The organism is [Clostridium] clostridioforme AGR2157 (genome assembly GCF_000424325.1).
GTDB classification, from domain to species: domain Bacteria; phylum Bacillota; class Clostridia; order Lachnospirales; family Lachnospiraceae; genus Enterocloster; species Enterocloster clostridioformis_A.
Window position 1 is genome coordinate 21,036 of sequence record NZ_AUJR01000010.1, and the last position, 17,390, is coordinate 38,425.

16 protein-coding genes and 1 tRNA gene are annotated in these 17,390 nt (G+C 48.8%); 15 read left to right on the forward strand and 2 right to left on the reverse strand.

Annotation, left to right across the window (positions count from 1 at the left end; translation table 11 throughout):
* Nucleotides 1–87: 87 nt before the first annotated feature.
* Nucleotides 88–480 (reverse strand): DUF6282 family protein, encoded by a 393-nt coding sequence (locus G614_RS34260; protein WP_334291499.1) that lies wholly within the window; start codon nt 478–480, stop codon nt 88–90.
* Nucleotides 481–571: 91 nt separating this feature from the next.
* On the opposite strand from G614_RS34260, the gene G614_RS29240 reads away from it, so the two are divergent.
* The 6 genes from G614_RS29240 to G614_RS0106010 all read left to right on the forward strand — a co-directional run bounded on the left by G614_RS29240 (nt 572) and on the right by G614_RS0106010 (nt 7,761).
* On the forward strand, nt 572–949 hold the full coding sequence (locus G614_RS29240; protein ID WP_155245024.1) for a DUF6282 family protein: 378 nt from the start codon (nt 572–574) through the stop codon (nt 947–949).
* A 101-nt stretch (nt 950–1,050) separates the two neighbouring features.
* On the forward strand, nt 1,051–2,349 hold the full coding sequence (locus G614_RS0105980) for a CitMHS family transporter (protein ID WP_027641220.1): 1,299 nt from the start codon (nt 1,051–1,053) through the stop codon (nt 2,347–2,349).
* 1,088 nt (nt 2,350–3,437) lie between these two features.
* The gene (locus G614_RS0105995; RefSeq protein WP_027641222.1) at nt 3,438–3,974 is read left to right on the forward strand and encodes a DNA topology modulation protein FlaR; all 537 of its coding nucleotides are present in this window, start codon (nt 3,438–3,440) and stop codon (nt 3,972–3,974) included.
* Entirely contained in the window at nt 3,971–5,512 is a 1,542-nt protein-coding gene (locus G614_RS0106000; protein ID WP_027641223.1) for an aminotransferase class I/II-fold pyridoxal phosphate-dependent enzyme, read from the forward strand. Before G614_RS0105995 ends, G614_RS0106000 begins: the two co-directional genes overlap by 4 nt.
* Before the next feature lie 44 nt (nt 5,513–5,556).
* Complete coding sequence (locus G614_RS0106005) at nt 5,557–6,168, forward strand: guanylate kinase (protein ID WP_027641224.1); 612 nt, start codon at nt 5,557–5,559, stop codon at nt 6,166–6,168.
* A gap of 48 nt (nt 6,169–6,216) precedes the next feature.
* On the forward strand, nt 6,217–7,761 hold the full coding sequence (locus G614_RS0106010) for an AbgT family transporter (protein ID WP_027641225.1): 1,545 nt from the start codon (nt 6,217–6,219) through the stop codon (nt 7,759–7,761).
* 18 nt (nt 7,762–7,779) lie between these two features.
* Here the strand turns inward: G614_RS0106010 and G614_RS0106015 are convergent, their stop codons facing one another.
* Nucleotides 7,780–8,802 (reverse strand): sigma-54 interaction domain-containing protein, encoded by a 1,023-nt coding sequence (locus G614_RS0106015; RefSeq protein ID WP_027641226.1) that lies wholly within the window; start codon nt 8,800–8,802, stop codon nt 7,780–7,782.
* 403 nt (nt 8,803–9,205) lie between these two features.
* Between G614_RS0106015 and G614_RS0106020 the strand changes: the two genes are divergently transcribed.
* From G614_RS0106020 to G614_RS31115, 9 genes are all read left to right on the forward strand, one after another.
* The gene (locus G614_RS0106020; protein ID WP_027641227.1) at nt 9,206–9,601 is read left to right on the forward strand and encodes a GrdX family protein; all 396 of its coding nucleotides are present in this window, start codon (nt 9,206–9,208) and stop codon (nt 9,599–9,601) included.
* Between the two features lie 4 nt (nt 9,602–9,605).
* The gene (locus tag G614_RS0106025; RefSeq protein WP_027641228.1) at nt 9,606–10,886 is read left to right on the forward strand and encodes a glycine/sarcosine/betaine reductase component B subunit; all 1,281 of its coding nucleotides are present in this window, start codon (nt 9,606–9,608) and stop codon (nt 10,884–10,886) included.
* 9 nt (nt 10,887–10,895) lie between these two features.
* Nucleotides 10,896–12,203, forward strand: coding sequence for a glycine reductase complex selenoprotein B (gene grdB / locus G614_RS0106030; protein WP_080664476.1), 1,308 nt, complete (start codon nt 10,896–10,898; stop codon nt 12,201–12,203).
* Nucleotides 12,204–12,235: 32 nt separating this feature from the next.
* Complete coding sequence (trxB, locus tag G614_RS0106040; protein WP_027641230.1) at nt 12,236–13,177, forward strand: thioredoxin-disulfide reductase; 942 nt, start codon at nt 12,236–12,238, stop codon at nt 13,175–13,177.
* Between the two features lie 33 nt (nt 13,178–13,210).
* Nucleotides 13,211–13,528, forward strand: coding sequence for a thioredoxin TrxA (gene trxA, locus G614_RS0106045; protein ID WP_027641231.1), 318 nt, complete (start codon nt 13,211–13,213; stop codon nt 13,526–13,528).
* A 128-nt stretch (nt 13,529–13,656) separates the two neighbouring features.
* A complete protein-coding gene (gene grdA / locus G614_RS0106055) occupies nt 13,657–14,130 on the forward strand; it encodes a glycine/sarcosine/betaine reductase complex selenoprotein A (protein ID WP_080664477.1) in 474 nt (157 codons plus the stop codon).
* A 234-nt stretch (nt 14,131–14,364) separates the two neighbouring features.
* Complete coding sequence (grdC, locus tag G614_RS0106060) at nt 14,365–15,921, forward strand: glycine/sarcosine/betaine reductase complex component C subunit beta (protein ID WP_027641233.1); 1,557 nt, start codon at nt 14,365–14,367, stop codon at nt 15,919–15,921.
* A 27-nt stretch (nt 15,922–15,948) separates the two neighbouring features.
* Nucleotides 15,949–17,070, forward strand: coding sequence for a glycine/sarcosine/betaine reductase complex component C subunit alpha (gene grdD, locus G614_RS0106065; protein WP_027641234.1), 1,122 nt, complete (start codon nt 15,949–15,951; stop codon nt 17,068–17,070).
* Between the two features lie 211 nt (nt 17,071–17,281).
* Nucleotides 17,282–17,375, forward strand: a tRNA-Sec gene (locus G614_RS31115).
* Nucleotides 17,376–17,390 lie beyond the last annotated feature (15 nt).

The following is a 17,390-nucleotide window of genomic DNA, read 5'->3' on the forward strand; positions in this document are numbered from 1 at the left end:
TCAGTCAATTGGATGCTATTGCTTTTTTCGATAGAACCTATTACATATTTTGGGTTGCGGAGCCTTCAAAAAGATTATAGAATTGATTCAAAGATTTGGCAAGCAGCGTATCCGAAAAACTTTCCCCCAAAGGTTTTTCATCCAAATGAACAAATCCGTTTCCCATAGAGTTCCCGCATTCCCTAAAGCGAAAGGAGTATGAAAATGGCAAAGATATCTCTCAAAGGTGTCATTGATCTCCACGTCCACTCCAATCCTGATCTGCGCCATCGTGCCTATGCTGACAAGGCGGAACACATCCTTCAGCTCTGGGACAATTTTACCGTCCCTGACCACCTCGACGCAGCCGTCCGGAGTATGGACCATTTTGACCATGTGATTCCGGGCGGATGTCGTGGGCAGCCAGACGATTTTGCCGCCGAGTTTGAGACTGCTCTCTACCGCTGACGGATTGATTCTTGCGCTCATGGAGGCCGGCATTCGTGTCGGCGCATGAACTGGTCCACCACAGGGGAAACAATTTTACCATGTTTGGCGGAATTACGTTGAACCGTCAAATTGGGACTTTGATGTGATTCTGGCTACCGGACATATTTCCCCGGAAGAGTGCTTTACCGTCGTTGAGGCCGCCCGTGCCGAAAGCGTCAAGAAAATCGTAGTCACCCATCCCGAGTGGTGGAGCGTTGGCATGAGTTTAGCAGACCAACTCCGTCTGGTCAAAGATTATGACGTCTATCTGGAACGCTGCTTTGCCCAGAACATGGGCAACGGAACCTACAAAAGCAACTTATCCGGCAATCTGGAGGGATCCAGGTGTGCGGCTATCGGAACGTCATTATCAGCACCGACGGCGGACAGGTGGAAAATCCCAATTGGTAGATTGCTCTGGAGCAATACATACAATACCTGTCCGACCACGGCATCCCAGAGGATCAACTGTATTACATGACCCATAGCATCCAGGCAGCTCTGTTGGGCCTGGAGACATTTCCCCCGCAGTCACCCCTTGAGTCATTCTCAACATCATAATTTAGAAAAGGAGAAGACATTATGGTAGCTCTTGTTGGTTTTATCATGATTATCGCAATCGTTGTACTGCTGCTCAAAGGCAAGATGTCGCCTATCGTTGTTCTGACGATTATTCCTACCATTGCCGCGCTGATTCTGGGCTTCGGTCCCATTGAGGTGGCCGGATTTATTAAAGACGGTATCGGCACCACTACCAGCAACGGCATCCTGTTTATTTTCTCGGTTATTTACTTCGGCGTTATGTCTGACACCGGTATGTTTGACGTCATCGTCAACGGCCTAGTCAAGGTCGCCGGCAAAAGCGTCATCGCCGTGACCGTCGCCACTGCCATCATCGCCACCATCGCCCACATGGACGGCACTACCGCCACCACCGTCCTCATCACGATCCCCGCCATGTACCCCGTATACAAGCGGATGAACATTGACACAAGGATTCTGGTGTGTCTCACCGGCGCCTGCATGGGCGTGATGAATCTGCTGCCCTGGGGCGGACCCGTGGCCCGCGCCGCCACTGTGCTGCAAATGGATGCCAACGAGCTGTGGCGTGTCCTGATCCCCATACAGATTCTGGGTTTCTTTGCCAATATCGTTGTCGCGGTCCTGTTGGGCATGCTGGCCATCAAGCAGGGTGCCGGCGCTGGCAAGGGTGTGGTGGTTGAAGTGGACGAGAAGGCCAAGGCGGAGGAAGACGCCCTGCGCCGCCCCAAGCTGCTGATCATCAACATCGCCCTCACTGTGGCCCTGATCGCGATTCTGTCTCTGGATCTGGTCACCAGCTATGTGGCTTTCCTGATTTTCCTGTGTATCGCTCTGGCCATCAACTACCCCGACCTGAAGCTGCAGGATAAGCTGGTCAAGAAACACGCGCCCTCCGCCCTCATCATCTCCGCCACGCTGTTCTCTGCCGGCGCCATGGTCGGCATCTTCGACGGCACCGGTATGCTCACCGAAATGGCCAACACCATCATCGCCATTGTTCCCGGCTTCATGGGCGGCTTCCTGCACATCATCTTCGGTATTCTGGCTCTGCCTCTGGGTCTGTGTATCGGCACCGATGCCTACTTCTACGGCATCATGCCGCTGGTCATCGAGGTTGGCTCCACCTATGGTATCCCCGCCATGGCCACCGCCACCGCCATGATCATCGGCAAGAATCTGGCCTTGCTGGTCAGTCCCCTGACCCCCGCTACCTATCTGGCCATCGGCCTGACCAACACCGAGTTGAAGGATCACATGAAGTATTCCATCCCCTGGTACTGGATTGTCAGCATTGTGATGCTGATCTTCGCGGTCATTATGGGTGTAGTTCCACTATAAAGATTGATTTCTCCTCTTTCCTATACAAGGTGCGGCCCCGGCTTTCACCGGGGTTGTGCCTTTTGTGTTATCGTTTTTTTCGACGTTTTCTCATATTTGACTGCTGAACATCCATCCGATATGATAGTACCATAAGCTTTGCCAAATCGGGTAATACGGCGATATCCCGATGCCATAATGGATGGCATTTCCCAGGCATCAAGATGTTGTAGCATCATGATGCCGTAGAGGCGGCAGTACCACATCTTTGTAGAGCGGTGTCTGCCGTCTTCTAATTTATAGTCCTCTTACTCACGTTTGTTAGAGCGTTCCACGGAAGTCCTTCCGTCATACTCCTTTTTCCACGCTTTACTGTCCCTTGGCGGTATGTTGAACAATCTTGGATTGTCACTGGTATAAATATGTACTGTTCTTCCATATTTGGCAGGAGAACAGGGATGTTCGCAAAAACAGCCTTGTCTGCGGTTTGATTTTGGACATCGGTATTTTGCCCGGTGTTTCGCTGCTTCATATCCATCCTTGTGCATACGTAAGCCCATTTTGCAGATGACGCCATCATCATCAATGGTGAAATCATAAGTGAAATGCCCTGTATGTCCCGGGTTCAGATCAATAAAAGGAGTGATCTTTTTCCGCCTGCAGTATTCGTAGACAGGATAGGCATCATGGGCAGAATCCAGAAGGAGTTTTTCAATGTGAAACTCTGGAAGATAGGCTTTCATGGTGAAAAAAGAGTGCAGGAAAGAAAGCATATCATGCCTGGAAGCCCGTTCCGGAAGCGGAAAAACAGGCAGGTCACTATGGGAATCAGAAGCCACATACATGTAGAGGTGGTAACCAAAAAAATAACATTCCCGGTGGGAATCCCAACCCCAGTTGCAGTCCGGCTGTGAATAATGGCGTTTGCATCCACAGGTACGGCAGCCGTCCTCCAGACATTTACAGAGCCTGGGGAACCTATGGGACTTAGGACCTTTAATTTCTCAGTGCTGAAAGCCAGAAATAAACTCTGAGAATCCCTCTATGAATCCGATGGTTTTTCATGTATACTATGAATAGAAAAACGCGGATGATATGGAGTTGACTATATGAAAATAGCAGTGATGGGATACAGCGGTGCGGGGAAATACACACTGGCTAAGAAACTGGGCAGGCTCTACGACTGCCCGATTCTGTATTTGGACAGGATACAATTTGAACCCGGATGGAAAGAGAGGGACCGTGAGGAGGCAATGCGTATGGCAGAGGCATTCCTGGATGAGAATCAGGACACGGGCTGGATTATTGACGGAGACTACGCAAAATTCTGCCAGGAACGGCGTCTGGAGGAAGCGGATCTCATCGTTTTCATGGATTATACCAGAAGAATCTGCCTGTGGCAGGCGGTAAAACGGTATCTGGAGTACAGGGATAAAACCAGGGAGAGCATGGCAGAAGGCTGCCGGGAGAAGATTGACTGGGACTTTGTGAAATGGATTCTCCGTGACGGTCGGGATGAAGCCCACAGCCATCAGTCCATTAAAGCCAGATATCCGCATAAGACGCTGGTGGTCCGCAACCGGAAACAGTTAAAGGGCAGTATGACAAGACTGATATTACGGAGCCGTGAGAGGACATTGGGATGAAACAGGAAGAACTTCTGATTAACCGCCTGGCTGCTTATGCGGGATCGGACATGTATCCCTTCCATATGCCTGGGCATAAGCGCATGCCGGGCCCTATGGACAGCTTTGCAAATCCCTTTACAGTGGATATAACGGAGATTGACGGGTTTGATAACCTTCACCACCCGGAGGGAATCCTAAGGGATTCCATGAGATGGGCGGCGGATGTCTACGGGGCGGACCAGACCTACTATCTGATTAATGGAAGTACCAGCGGGATTCTGGCAGCTGTATGCGGTACTGTCCCCAGAGGCGGGAGAATCCTGGTGAGCAGGAACTGCCATAAATCCGTGTACCACGGAATCTATCTGAATCAGCTTAAAACCTCCTATGTTTATCCACAGGAGATAGCGGGATTGGGGATACAGGGAGGAATCACGGCGGAGGATGTGGACAGGATGCTTAAGCGGTATATGGATACACAGGCCGTACTTATCGTATGTCCGACTTATGACGGTATCGTATCCGATATAGAGGCCATTTCCCAAATCGTTCACAGGGCCGGGCTTCCGCTGATTGTGGATGAGGCTCACGGCGCCCATTTCCGGTATGACGCCATGTTTCCGGTGTCCGCCCTGGACCTGGGAGCAGATGTGGTGATTCAGAGTGTGCATAAGACTCTTCCCAGCCTGACTCAGACAGCCCTGCTTCATATTAAGTGCAACCGGCCGGACGGCGGATGCTATGCAGACCGGGAGCGGATTGACCGGTTTATCCATATGGTACAGAGCAGCAGTCCTTCCTATGTACTCATGGCCAGCATAGAGAACAGCATATACCAGATGGAACAGATGGATATGGCGCCCTATGGGAAACGTCTTCGTGGGCTGCGGCAGAGGCTGGGGCGGATGAATCATCTGCGTCTGGCTGACACAGGGCTAATAGGACAGGCCGGAATCAGGGACCTGGATATCTCCAAAATCGTGGTGTCAACCAGGGGAACGTACCTGCCTTCTGTGGGAAATGGATTGACCGGATTTACAGGTGCCCAGCTGGATGATATTCTGCGCAGGGAGTATCATCTGGAGATGGAGATGTGCGGTGCGGATTATGTGACAGCCATTACCACGGCTATGGACAGCGAGGAGGGCCTGGAACGCCTGGGGGACGCACTGGTCCGGATTGACGCACGTTTGACGGATGACGGTTCAAATGCCCGCAGGGAAAACGGCAGTGGGCCGGTTATGGCTCCGGATTGTAAAACAGGTCAGGAGAGTATGCAAAAATGCAGTGTATACAGTATGCGGTGCGACACGGCCATGTCTGTGGGAGAGGCTATGGATGGGAAGATAAAGTCCATAAACCTGGAGGACAGTCCAGGATGCATTTCAGGGGAGTTTGTCTATATCTATCCGCCTGGCATCCCCATTGTGGCTCCCGGGGAATGGATCAGCAGACCCATCCTGGAAGTGATCCTGGAATACAGGAATAAGGGGCTTCCGGTACAGGGGCCCATGGACCAGTCTCTTAGGACCATCCGAATCGTACAGAAGGACTGACAGAATATAAAGACTGAATGAGATAAGAAAGTGCAGAGTGAATCATGGGAAAAATATTTTATGTCATGGGCAAGAGTGCCTCTGGAAAAGATACCATATATAAGAGACTCCACAGCAGGATGCCGGAACTTAAGACTGTTACCATGTATACCACCAGACCTATACGGGACGGGGAACAAAATGGGGTGGAGTATTTTTTTGTGGACCGTTCTTATCTGGACCAGTGCAGGAAGGATGGGATTTTGATTGAGTGCCGGACGTATGACACGGTATACGGCCCGTGGAGTTATTTTACAGCGGACGATGGACAGATTGATTTGAAAACAGGCAATTATCTGATTATGGGTACTCTGGAATCCTACGGGAAGATGAGTGCTTATTATGGAGAGGAAGCCCTTGTCCCAATCTATATTCATGTAGAGGATGGATTGAGGCTGCGGCGGGCTCTGGAACGGGAGCAGCAGCAGACCGTGCCTAAGTATAAGGAAATGTGCAGGCGTTTCCTGGCAGATGAGGAGGATTTCAGCCCCAGCCATCTGGAGCAGAGTAATATAACAAGGCAGTATGAAAATGTGGTGCTGGAGGATTGTCTTAGGGAGATTGTGCAGGAGATTGAGAGGATTTGCGGGGAAGGGGTAAAAAGGGGATTCCGCTGACAATGCCTATGGCAATCAGGTTGTATAACAATGGAGGTAGAAAAAGTTATGACAAAAGAAAAGTCTAAAAAAGGGTTTATCGTCCGGGCATTGGACACAGTGGAACGTGTGGGAAACGGTCTGCCTAATCCGGTCACCATCTTCCTTATACTGACAGGTATTGTGATTATCCTGTCCGCTATCTGCGCCGCTCTTGGCGTATCCGTAACTTATGATTTCCTGGACAGCACCAGCGGCGGGATTTCACAGAAGACAGTACAGGCAGTAAACCTTCTGGCCCCTGATAGTGTCCGCCACATGGTGACAACCGTTGTGTCCAATTTCACCGGATTCTTTGCGCTGGGCACCGTATTCACAATCATGATTGGTGTGGGCGTTGCGGACGGAACCGGCTTCATGTCCGCACTGCTGCGCAAAGTTGCCGCTTCTACGCCAAAGACATTTGTAACCGCTGTGGTTGTATTTCTGGGAATTATGTCCAATATAGCCTCTTCCACCGGCTATGTTGTACTGGTTCCCCTTGGAGCAATCCTGTTCATGGCTTTTGGACGCCATCCAATCGCCGGCCTTGCAGCTGCGTTTGCAGGCGTGTCCGGAGGATGGAGCGCTAACCTGTTAATTGGTACCAATGACCCCATGTTTGCCGGAATGTCCACTCAGGCAGCACAGATGATTGACCCGGGATATACGGTCCTTCCTGTTTGTAACTGGTATTTCATGATGGCTTCCACATTCCTGATTACCATCATCGGAACCATTGTTACGGACAAGCTGGTTGAACCGCGCCTTGCACCCTATGTGCCGGATGCGTCTGAAGCAGTGCAGGATATTGCTGAGAACGAGAAGCGAGGCATGCGCTGGGCAGGTATTACCGCTCTGGCATATGTGCTGTTCATGGCTGTTCTGGTGGTTCCTTCCAACGGGCTTTTAAGAAATCCTGAGACACATGCGTTCCTCACATCCCCGTTCATGAGCGGAATCATTTTCTTCATGATGCTGCTGTTCCTGCTTCCAGGTCTTGCCTATGGTATCGGCGCGGGCACGGTTAAGAATGACAAGGATTTGGTCGCCCTGATGAACAACACAATCGCAGGCCTTTCCAGCTTTATGGTACTGATTTTCTTTGCGGCACAGTTTACAGCATGCTTTAACTATTCCAACCTGGGTACCATCATTTCCGTATCCGGAGCCAACTTCCTGCAGTCAGTGGGATTTGTAGGGCTTCCGTTAATCATATGCTTTATTGTGCTGACAGCATTTATCAATATCTTCATTGCGGTTGACTCTGCGAAATGGGCTATCATGGCTCCGATTTTTGTCCCCATGTTCATGCGTCTGGGCCTGTCCCCGGAGCTGACACAGGCTGCTTACCGTATTGGCGATTCCAGTACCAACATCATCGCGCCGCTGATGCCCTTCTTTGTACTGACTGTTGCTTTCTTCCAGAAATACGACAAGAAGGCGGGAATCGGAAGCGTTATCTCCACCATGCTGCCATATTCCCTGGCATTCCTGATTGGATGGATTATCATGTTCTCTGTATGGTATCTGCTGGGCCTGCCTTTGGGACCGGGCTCACCAATGTTCTATTAACAGAAGGGGGCGTCAGTCTCAGATACTGTGCACCGGCTTCTGGAGCTTTCCGGTCTGGGGATTCTCCAGATTATATTCATTAATCTTATTAAACAGCTGCCTGGCGCTGATTCCCAGCTTATAGGCAGTGGCTGATATATTCCATCCCATTTGGTTCAATACCCACTGCAGGTACTCCTTCTCGCTGCGGCGCTTAAATTCCCGCCAGGGCACGATGCCGGCCTGGGTGAAGGAGCTGGAAGGACTGTCGTCATCCGTTGTCTTCAGGTTATAGAGAATGGGGATGCCTTCCGTGGTGATGACATGGTTCTTGGAGAGGACCACCATCCGGTCCACATGGTTTTTCAGCTCCCTGATGTTGCCCGGATAATCATAATTAATAAGGAAATCCCAGGCTTTCTCGTCGATGCTGTCGATTCTGATTTGGTTCACCCGCTGGGATTCCTCCAGGAAGAAGTGAATCATGTCCACCAGGTCCTCCTTCCTCTCCTTGAGGGCGGGGATACGGATGACAATGGTGCTGATACGGTAAAAGAAATCCTCACGGAAGGTTGTGTTGCGTACCTTGGCCACCAGGTCGCGGTTGGTGGCGGTTATCAGCCGGAAATCCAGCTGCTTGCTGTTGTTGCCGCCGATTCGCTCGATTCTCTTTGTCTCGATGGCCCTCAGCAGCTTTACCTGGGTAGTCAGGTTGATGTCGCCCACCTCATCTAAGAACAGGGTGCCCTTGTCAGCCAGCTCAAACTTACCGGCCCTTGCCTTGATGGCGCCTGTAAACGCGCCCTGCTCATGGCCGAACAGTTCTGCTTCCAGAAGGGATTCTGTATAGGCATTACAGTTGACCGCTATGAGCGGCATGTCGGAACGGCGGCTGCATGCGTGGATGTACTGTGCAGCCACATCCTTGCCGGAACCAGATTCACCGATAAGGAGGACGTTTACATTGGATGCTGCCACACGTTCACAGTCTTCCAATGCCCTCCGGTAGGCAGGGGATTTTGTGTTGAAAAAAAACTTTTTTTTCATATCGTTTTCGTCCATAAGCGTGTCTCCTGTACTTGGTTTTTGAAATTTATTAATTATGCATAAATTTGAGAAAAATTTAACATAAAAATTGTGAAAGAAGGGAAAAGTGGAAGCCAAAAACAAAAATAATCCCTTCCTGCCCCCTATTATAACTGAAATTTATTTCACTATCAAGAAAAATAGTTCATAAAAAAAGGAAATTAAAAAAAGTCAGAAGTTAAAAGAATGACAAAATAGACAATATAGAAAACCTATATAGGACGGAAAAGCAATAGAAAAAATGAATTTCCGTTGGTTAAAAGGTTAAATAATAAAAAAGACCCCGCTTTAGAAAAAGTTGGCACGATAATTGCTCTATTATTATGTGGAATGGAATCCTATGCCTAACAAATAAGAAAGATTCAAAGGGTGAAACATCATGTACATCGTAGTTACAAACAATGTGAAGTGCAGAGACAGGTATCAGGACAAATTAAAAGTGGACTTCCTGGAAAATGGTACCTACATTGATGTGTTAATCAAGGTGAGAAACTATATGCATAAAGGTTATCGCCTGGAAACCCATCCTATGGCAGGGAGCCTGAAGCCTAACCAGATTCCTTACAAAACAATCATAATTTCCGACTCTGAGGTTGAAAAAGAAGAATTTTACCAGTTTGAGATGGTGATGGAGAACAGTATCCAGTCCTGTGAGAAATTCATGAAGTACAGACGGACTCCTGATTGGCCGGAAAATATACTGGAAGACTTCAGGGACGTGGATTTATCTTTGATTGAAGGAGCTGTAAAAAAAATAATATACAAGGAGGAGTGATTAGATGAAACTTGAGTTGGGGTTCGTTCAGATTAACGACATTCAGTTTGCATCGGAATCAAAAGTGGAAAACGGAACTATTTATGTTAATGCAGAAGAGTTAAAGGCACTTTTGTTGGAAGATGAGAACCTGAAGTCTGTTGAGCTGGAGATTGCAAAACCAGGAGAGAGTGTCCGTATCATGCCGGTAAAAGACGTGATCGAGCCACGTGTAAAAGTTAACGGAGGTGGAAACTTATTCCCAGGCGTTATTTCCAAGGTGGAGACAGTGGGAAGCGGAAGGACCAACGTATTAAAAGGTTCCGCGGTTGTTACCACAGGTAAGATTGTTGGCTTCCAGGAAGGTATCATCGACATGTGCGGCGAGGGAGCCAAGTACACACCATTCTCCCAGTTAAACAACCTGGTTGTTGTATGCGAGCCAATCGACGGACTTGCAAAGCATGCTCATGAGAAGGCTGTCAGATTCGCAGGTCTTAAGGCTGCTGATTACATCGGCAGGCTGGCTAAGGACGCAGAGCCTGATGAGATTAAGGTTTATGAGTCATGCTCCGTTAAAGAGGGAATTGAGAAATATCCGGAACTTCCAAGAGTAGCTTACGTACTTATGCTTCAGAGCCAGGGCCTGATGCATGATACATATGTATACGGCGTAGATATGAAACAGTCCTTGCCAACCATCTTAAACCCGACCGAATTAATGGACGGCGCTGTTTTAAGCGGTAACTGCGTATCTGCGTGCGACAAGAACACAACCTATCACCACCTTAATAACCCTGTTGTCGCAGACTTATTTGAACAGCACGGAAAGACCCTGAACTTTGTAGGTGTCATCATCACCAACGAGAACGTATACCTTGCCGACAAGATGCGTTCTTCTGACTGGACATCCAAGCTTTGCGAGTTCTTAGGCGTTGACGGCGCTATCGTTTCCCAGGAGGGCTTCGGTAACCCGGATACTGACCTTATCATGAACTGCAAGAAGATTGAAGGAAAAGGCGTTAAGACTGTTATCATCACCGATGAGTACGCAGGACGCGACGGAGCTTCCCAGTCCCTGGCAGATGCAGATGCAAGTGCCAATGCGGTTGTTACAGGCGGAAACGCAAACATGGTTATCAATTTACCGGCAATGGACAAAGTAATCGGCTATCCTGAGGTAGCTGATATCATTGCAGGCGGATTCGACGGAAGCTTACATGAAGACGGCTCCATTGTTGCTGAGCTTCAGGTAATCACAGGAGCAACAAACGAGATGGGCTTCAATAAATTAAGTGCCAGATAGGAGGATAAGATGTCAAAGTTAAGAATTGTTCATTATATTAACCAGTTCTTCGCTAACATCGGCGGCGAGGAAAAGGCTGATTACCAGCCGGAATTAAGAGAAGGCATTGTAGGCCCTGGTATGGCGTTCAACCAGGCATTTGGAGATGAGGCAGAAATCGTAGCTACCGTTATCTGCGGCGACTCCTATTTCAACGAGAACGTTGAAGCTGCTAAGAAGACCATTCTGGATATGATCAGCAGCCAGAAGCCAGACGCAGTTATCTGCGGACCGGCATTTAATGCAGGACGTTACGGCGTTGCCTGCGGTACCGTTGCACTGGCAGTTAAAGAAGAATTAAACCTTCCGGTCCTGACAGGTATGTACAAAGAAAACCCGGGCGCTGATATGTACAAGACAAAAGTATATATCGTTGAGACCAGGAACAGCGCAGCCGGCATGAGAAGTGCTGTTGCTACCATGGCTCCTCTGGTAATTAAGCTTGCCAAGGGTGAGAAGCTTGGTTCCTCCAAGGAAGAGGGCTATATGCCAAACGGCATCCGTGTCAACTTCTTCGAGGACAAGAGAGGCTCCCGGAGAGCTGTTGAGATGCTGGTTAAGAAACTGGCCGGCAAGGAATTCACAACCGAGTTCCCAATGCCTGATTTCGACAGGGTAGATCCTAATCCGGCTGTTAAGGATATGGCTCATGCAAAAATCGCTTTGGTTACCTCCGGCGGTATTGTACCAAAGGGCAATCCGGACCATATCGAGTCTTCCAGTGCTTCCAAGTACGGCAAGTATGACATAGACGGTGTCATGGACCTGACAGAGGCCACATATGAGACTGCTCACGGCGGATACGACCCGGTATATGCAAACGAAGACGCAGACAGAGTCCTTCCTGTTGACGTTTTAAGAGAATTTGAAAAAGAAGGAAAAATCGGCAGCCTGCACAGATATTTCTATACTACAGTTGGCAACGGTACATCCGTAGCTAACGCTAAGAGATTCGCTGCAGAGTTCGCACAGGAGCTGAGGAATGACGGGGTAGACGCGGTCATTCTGACCTCTACTTGAGGTACCTGTACACGTTGCGGTGCAACGATGGTAAAAGAAATTGAAAGAGCAGGAATCCCTGTAGTTCATATTGCAACTGTAGTTCCGATTTCACTGACAGTAGGAGCTAACCGTATTGTTCCTGCTATCGCTATTCCTCATCCTCTTGGCAATCCTGCATTGACCATGGAAGAAGAGAAGGAAATCAGGAGACATATACTGACAAAGGCTCTGACAGCACTGGAGACCCCGGTTACAGAGCAGACTGTATTTGAGTAAACCTGAAAATTGATGTGTAAGGAGATATTCTGATGGACAAGATTTATGATGTCATTATTCTGGGTGCAGGTCCTGGCGGACTTGCAGCCGGAATCTATGCGGGAAGAGCGCGTCTGGACACGCTGCTCATTGAAAAAGGAAAAGACGGCGGACAGATTGCCATCACAGACGAGATTGAGAACTATCCCGGACAGATGGTGGACGGCGAGAGCGGTCCTTCCCTGATTGAAAGAATGACCAAGCAGGTGGAGAAGTTCGGTGCTGAGCGTGTATGTGATACCATTGTCAGCGTTGATATCGAAGGCCCGGTAAAGACACTGGTTGGCAGCAACGGAACTTATAAGGCACGTACCCTGATTATCGCTACCGGCGCTTTCCCAAGGCCAATCGGCTGCAAGGGCGAGGGTGAGTTCATGGGCAAGGGCGTTTCCTACTGCGCAACCTGCGATGCTTCCTTCTTCGAGGATCTGGAAGTATTTGTAGTCGGCGGCGGCGACTCTGCTGTTGAGGAAGCCATGTACCTGACAAAGTTCGCAAGAAAGGTTACTGTCATCCATCGCCGTGACGAACTGCGCGCAGCTAAATCCATCCAGGAGCGCGCGTTCAAGAATCCTAAGCTGTTCTTCATGTGGGATACAGTTGTGGAAGAGCTCCACGGAGACGGCGTCCTTTCCGGCATGACTGTTAAGAATGTTAAGACAGGTGAGCTTACAAGAATTGATGCAGACGAGGACGACGGCCTGTTCGGCGTATTCGGCTTCATTGGATACAACCCAAGAAGCGAACTGTTCGAAGGCAAGTTAGAGATGGACCACGGCTATATCAAGACCGACGAAGACATGCATACCAATGTGGAAGGCGTGTACGCAGTAGGCGATATCCGCGTAAAGAGCTTGAGACAGGTTGTTACTGCTGCTGCAGACGGAGCAATCGCTTCCATGCAGGTTGAGAAATATCTGGCAGAGCAGAAATAAATGATTCATATTTGAGAAAGGAAGGTAATACCAATGGTAGATTTAACCAAGGACAATTTTGAAGAAGAAGTATTGAAGGCTGAAGGCACAGTACTGGTTGACTTCTATGGCGACGGATGTGTACCATGTGCAGCTCTTATGCCGCATATCCATGCTATGGAGGGTGATTACGGCGATAAGATTAAATTCACCTCATTAAACACCACCAAGGCACGCCGTCTGGCAATCGGACAGAAGATTCTTGGTCTTCCTGTTATCGCTATCTACAAGGGCGGCGTAAAGATTGCAGAGTGCGTTAAGGACGATGCAACGGTTGAGAACATCAAGGCTATGATTGAGGCCAACTTATAATTTATCTCCAGAAAACCGCATTATTTTACTAGCAACCGTCAATACTGACGTTTGTCTATATTACAGCGCCGGGCGTATGCCCGGCAGCTAAATCAGATACTAAAAATAAAACAAGGAGGAAAACGGATATGGCAATTTTGAAAGACAAAAAAGTCATTATCATCGGAGACCGTGACGGTATTCCGGGACCAGCCATAGAAGAATGCGTAAAGACCGCAGGCGCTGAAGTTGTATATTCTTCAACTGAGTGCTTCGTCTGAACGGCCGCTGGTGCTATGGATCTGGAGAATCAGAAGAGAGTTAAGGATTTAGCTGAGCAGTACGGCCCAGAGAACATTGTAGTTGTTCTTGGAGCAGCAGAGGGTGAGGCAGCTGGTTTAGCTGCAGAAACCGTTACAGCAGGAGATCCTACTTATGCAGGTCCGCTAGCAGGAGTCCAGTTGGGACTAAGTGTATTCCATGTTTGTGAGAACGAGATCAAAGATGAGGTTGACAGCAGCGTTTATGACGATCAGGTCAGTATGATGGAGATGGTTATGGACGTTGATGACATCGCGAATGAGATGACTTCCATCAGAGAGCAGTATTGCAAATATTTATAATTAAAATGTAGCCGTTCAGAACGGTTATATAAAATGTAATTCCCCTGGAGGCTCTTCATGGGGTTTCCGGGGGGGTTTATGCAATATAGGGGTTTTTATTGCACAACTATGCTAGTACTGCATTGCGCAAGTTCCAGTATGATACATACTTTTAAGCGGCGGCTCGAAGGCAGCCGCGGACTGAGACTTGCGCAACGCAGTACTAGATGTCATAAATTATGGTGAGGTGAAGGAATGAACGGTTATGCAGTTTTAAAGGGCGCCAGCTATACATTGGCGATTACACCTGATATGGTTATTCACAATGGTACAACACAGACAACAGAGATGATTGTTAATCCTGAGTCAGAATATTTGAGGGAACTTCCGAGCCACTTGAGAAGTTTTGAGGATGCCGTTAGCTATATGCCGAACCAGGTATATATTGGCAATGAAAAGCCACAGAAAATGGCTGAGGTTGGATTCCCATGGTATGATAAATTAATGGATGGGGCCAGCAAGGACGGCAAGTACGGCGAGATCATGCCTGAGGATGAGTTCTACGGACTGATTCAGATCTGCGACGTATTTGATTTGGTTAAACTGGAAAAGGGATTTGCAGCTGACGTTAAGGCAAAGCTGGATGCACATCACATGTTCACAGACGAGCATGTAGCAATCCTTGATAAGAACAGCGAGACAACACAGGAAGAAATCGCTGCCCTGGTAAATGATGAGCATGCAGAGCCGCTGTACTACAACAATGTACTGGTTGGCGCTGTTAAGAGAGCTCATGACGTGGATGTTAACTTATCCGCACACGTTATGTTAGAGAACCTGGTAACAAAGGCTTCTAACGTATTATCCTTACTTAACTTAGTAAAAAAGGCAGGAGTTAATCCCGATGATATAGATTATGTTGTTGACTGCTGTGAGGAAGCCTGCGGCGATATGAACCAGAGAGGCGGCGGCAACTTTGCAAAGGCAGCAGCTGAGGTTGCCGGATTTGTGAATGCAACCGGTTCTGACGTAAGAGGCTTCTGTGCAGGACCAGCTCATGCAATGCTTCATGCAGCTGCCCTGGTAAAGGCAGGAACATTCAAGAACGTTGTGGTTACAGCAGGCGGCTGTACCGCTAAATTAGGTATGAACGGCAAGGACCATGTGAAGAAGGGACTTCCGATTCTGGAAGACGCTATCGCAGGATTCTCCGTATTAGTAAGTGCTGACGACGGCGTAAGCCCACAGATCAGAACTGACATCGTAGGACGCCACACAGTCGGAACAGGATCCGCTCCTCAGAACGTTATATCTTCCCTGGTAACCAACCCTCTGGACGAGGCTGGTTTAAAGATTGTGGATATCGACAAGTACTCTCCTGAGATGCAGAACCCAGACATCACCAAGCCGGCAGGCGCAGGCGATGTTCCTGAAGCTAACTACAAGATGATTGCTGCCCTTGGCGTTAAGAGGGGCGAATTACAGCGTAATGAGATTGCAGATTTCGTTAAGGAGCATGGTATGACCGGCTGGGCTCCAACCCAGGGACATATTCCTTCAGGCGTTCCTTATCTTGGACTTCTGAGAGACGAAATTCTGGCCGGCGAGACAAAGCGAGCCATGATTATCGGTAAGGGAAGCTTATTCCTTGGAAGAATGACCAATCTGTTCGACGGCGTATCCTTCGTGGTTCAGGCCAACGATGGTTCTGCTTCAAAGGAGAGCGGCGGCGTAGATGAGAGCAAGGTAAAGGCTATGATTGGCCAGGCCATGAGAGCGTTTGCTGAGGGTCTGATGGGCGAAGAGGAATAATTTTCACCGAGAGAAAGGAAATAAGTTATGTCTGATAAGAAAATAAAAGCTATGATTGCTAATACTTTTCTTGAGGTGGCCGATGCTCTTGAAACAGGACAATATGGCAAAAAGCCGGTTATCGGCTTCGCCTCAGAAGGCAGCGAACATGGCCAGGATAATATAGAAGAAGCCATGAGGATTGCCGAGATGAAGGGACTTAAGGCTGTCCTTATCAAGGGGGAAGACCTTCATAAGAAGATGGAAGAGATGCTGGATTCCGGCGAGATTGACGGCGCCGTTACCATGCACTATCCATTTCCCATCGGTGTGTCCACAGTCGGAAAGGTTGTCACCCCAGGCAAGGGAAAAACTATGTATATTGCCACCACCACAGGTACGTCTGACACAGACCGTATCAGCGGCATGGTTAAGAATGCAATCTATGGAATCATTGCGGCAAAGGCTGACGGTGTGGAGAACCCAACCGTAGGCATTGCCAACATTGACGGCGCACGCCAGACAGAAAAGGCACTTCTCAAGCTGGCTGAGAACGGCTATGATATTAACTTCGCAGAGTCCGTAAGGGCTGACGGCGGTATTGTCATGAGAGGAAATGACCTGTTAGGAGGAACTCCTGATATTATGGTCATGGATTCCCTGACAGGCAACCTGATGATGAAGGTGTTCTCATCCTACACCACAGGCGGTAATTATGAGTCTTTAGGATTCGGTTACGGTCCTGGCGTGGGCGAGGGATATGACCGTCTTATCATGATCGTGTCACGTGCTTCCGGCGCGCCTGTGATTGCAGGAGCCATGGAGTATGCCGACAATCTGATTCGTCATGACTGGAAGAGGATTGCTGATGAAGAATTTGAGAAGGCAAACAAGGCCGGACTTAAGGATATCATCAACGAGCTGAAGTCCGCCGGCAAGAAGGACGCAGGCGCAGCATCCGGGGAAGTGAAGATGCCTCCCAAGGAAGTGGTTACTTCACAGATTCCGGGTATCGAGGTAATGGACCTGGAAGACGCTGTTAAGGCGCTGTGGAAAGCCGGTATCTATGCTGAGAGCGGCATGGGATGCACAGGTCCCATCGTACTGATGTCCGATGCCAACAAGGATAAGGCACATGAGATTCTGAAGGCAGCAGGATACGTCAGCTAAGTATATGCCGGTCAGGCCGTCCGGGCCTGATATCATAAATAAAGCCATTCATTCATAAGTTATATATTTTCCGTGCCCGTGAAACAACGATTTCGCGGGGCGGAGAATAAAAAAAGCTTAAGTTTTCGCGATAACTTTTCCGGAAGTTACGGATTGACATACAATTGAATACATGATAGTATATTAAAGTTAAATGCTATCCAAAAGATATGGAGGCAGATAGGTTGCTGGTGTGCCTCGCGGTCTTCAAAACCGTTGTGGGGGGTTAAGAGCCCTCTGGGTGGGTTCGATTCCCACCTCCTCCGTTTAAACCATATCTG

What these genes read in the sequence shown, in the direction of transcription:
- G614_RS0106010 (WP_027641225.1), top strand. Translation starts at nt 6,217, where the DNA reads ATGACAAAAGAAAAGTCTAAAAAAGGGTTTATCGTCCGGGCATTGGAC.
- G614_RS0106000 (WP_027641223.1), top strand. Translation starts at nt 3,971, where the DNA reads ATGAAACAGGAAGAACTTCTGATTAACCGCCTGGCTGCTTATGCGGGA.
- G614_RS0105980 (WP_027641220.1), top strand. Translation starts at nt 1,051, where the DNA reads ATGGTAGCTCTTGTTGGTTTTATCATGATTATCGCAATCGTTGTACTG.
- G614_RS0106015 (WP_027641226.1), bottom strand. Translation starts at nt 8,802, where the DNA reads ATGGACGAAAACGATATGAAAAAAAAGTTTTTTTTCAACACAAAATCC.
- trxB (WP_027641230.1), top strand. Translation starts at nt 12,236, where the DNA reads ATGGACAAGATTTATGATGTCATTATTCTGGGTGCAGGTCCTGGCGGA.
- G614_RS0105995 (WP_027641222.1), top strand. Translation starts at nt 3,438, where the DNA reads ATGAAAATAGCAGTGATGGGATACAGCGGTGCGGGGAAATACACACTG.
- grdC (WP_027641233.1), top strand. Translation starts at nt 14,365, where the DNA reads ATGAACGGTTATGCAGTTTTAAAGGGCGCCAGCTATACATTGGCGATT.
- G614_RS0106005 (WP_027641224.1), top strand. Translation starts at nt 5,557, where the DNA reads ATGGGAAAAATATTTTATGTCATGGGCAAGAGTGCCTCTGGAAAAGAT.
- grdD (WP_027641234.1), top strand. Translation starts at nt 15,949, where the DNA reads ATGTCTGATAAGAAAATAAAAGCTATGATTGCTAATACTTTTCTTGAG.
- trxA (WP_027641231.1), top strand. Translation starts at nt 13,211, where the DNA reads ATGGTAGATTTAACCAAGGACAATTTTGAAGAAGAAGTATTGAAGGCT.
- G614_RS0106025 (WP_027641228.1), top strand. Translation starts at nt 9,606, where the DNA reads ATGAAACTTGAGTTGGGGTTCGTTCAGATTAACGACATTCAGTTTGCA.
- G614_RS0106020 (WP_027641227.1), top strand. Translation starts at nt 9,206, where the DNA reads ATGTACATCGTAGTTACAAACAATGTGAAGTGCAGAGACAGGTATCAG.
- G614_RS34260 (WP_334291499.1), bottom strand. Translation starts at nt 480, where the DNA reads ATGCCGGCCTCCATGAGCGCAAGAATCAATCCGTCAGCGGTAGAGAGC.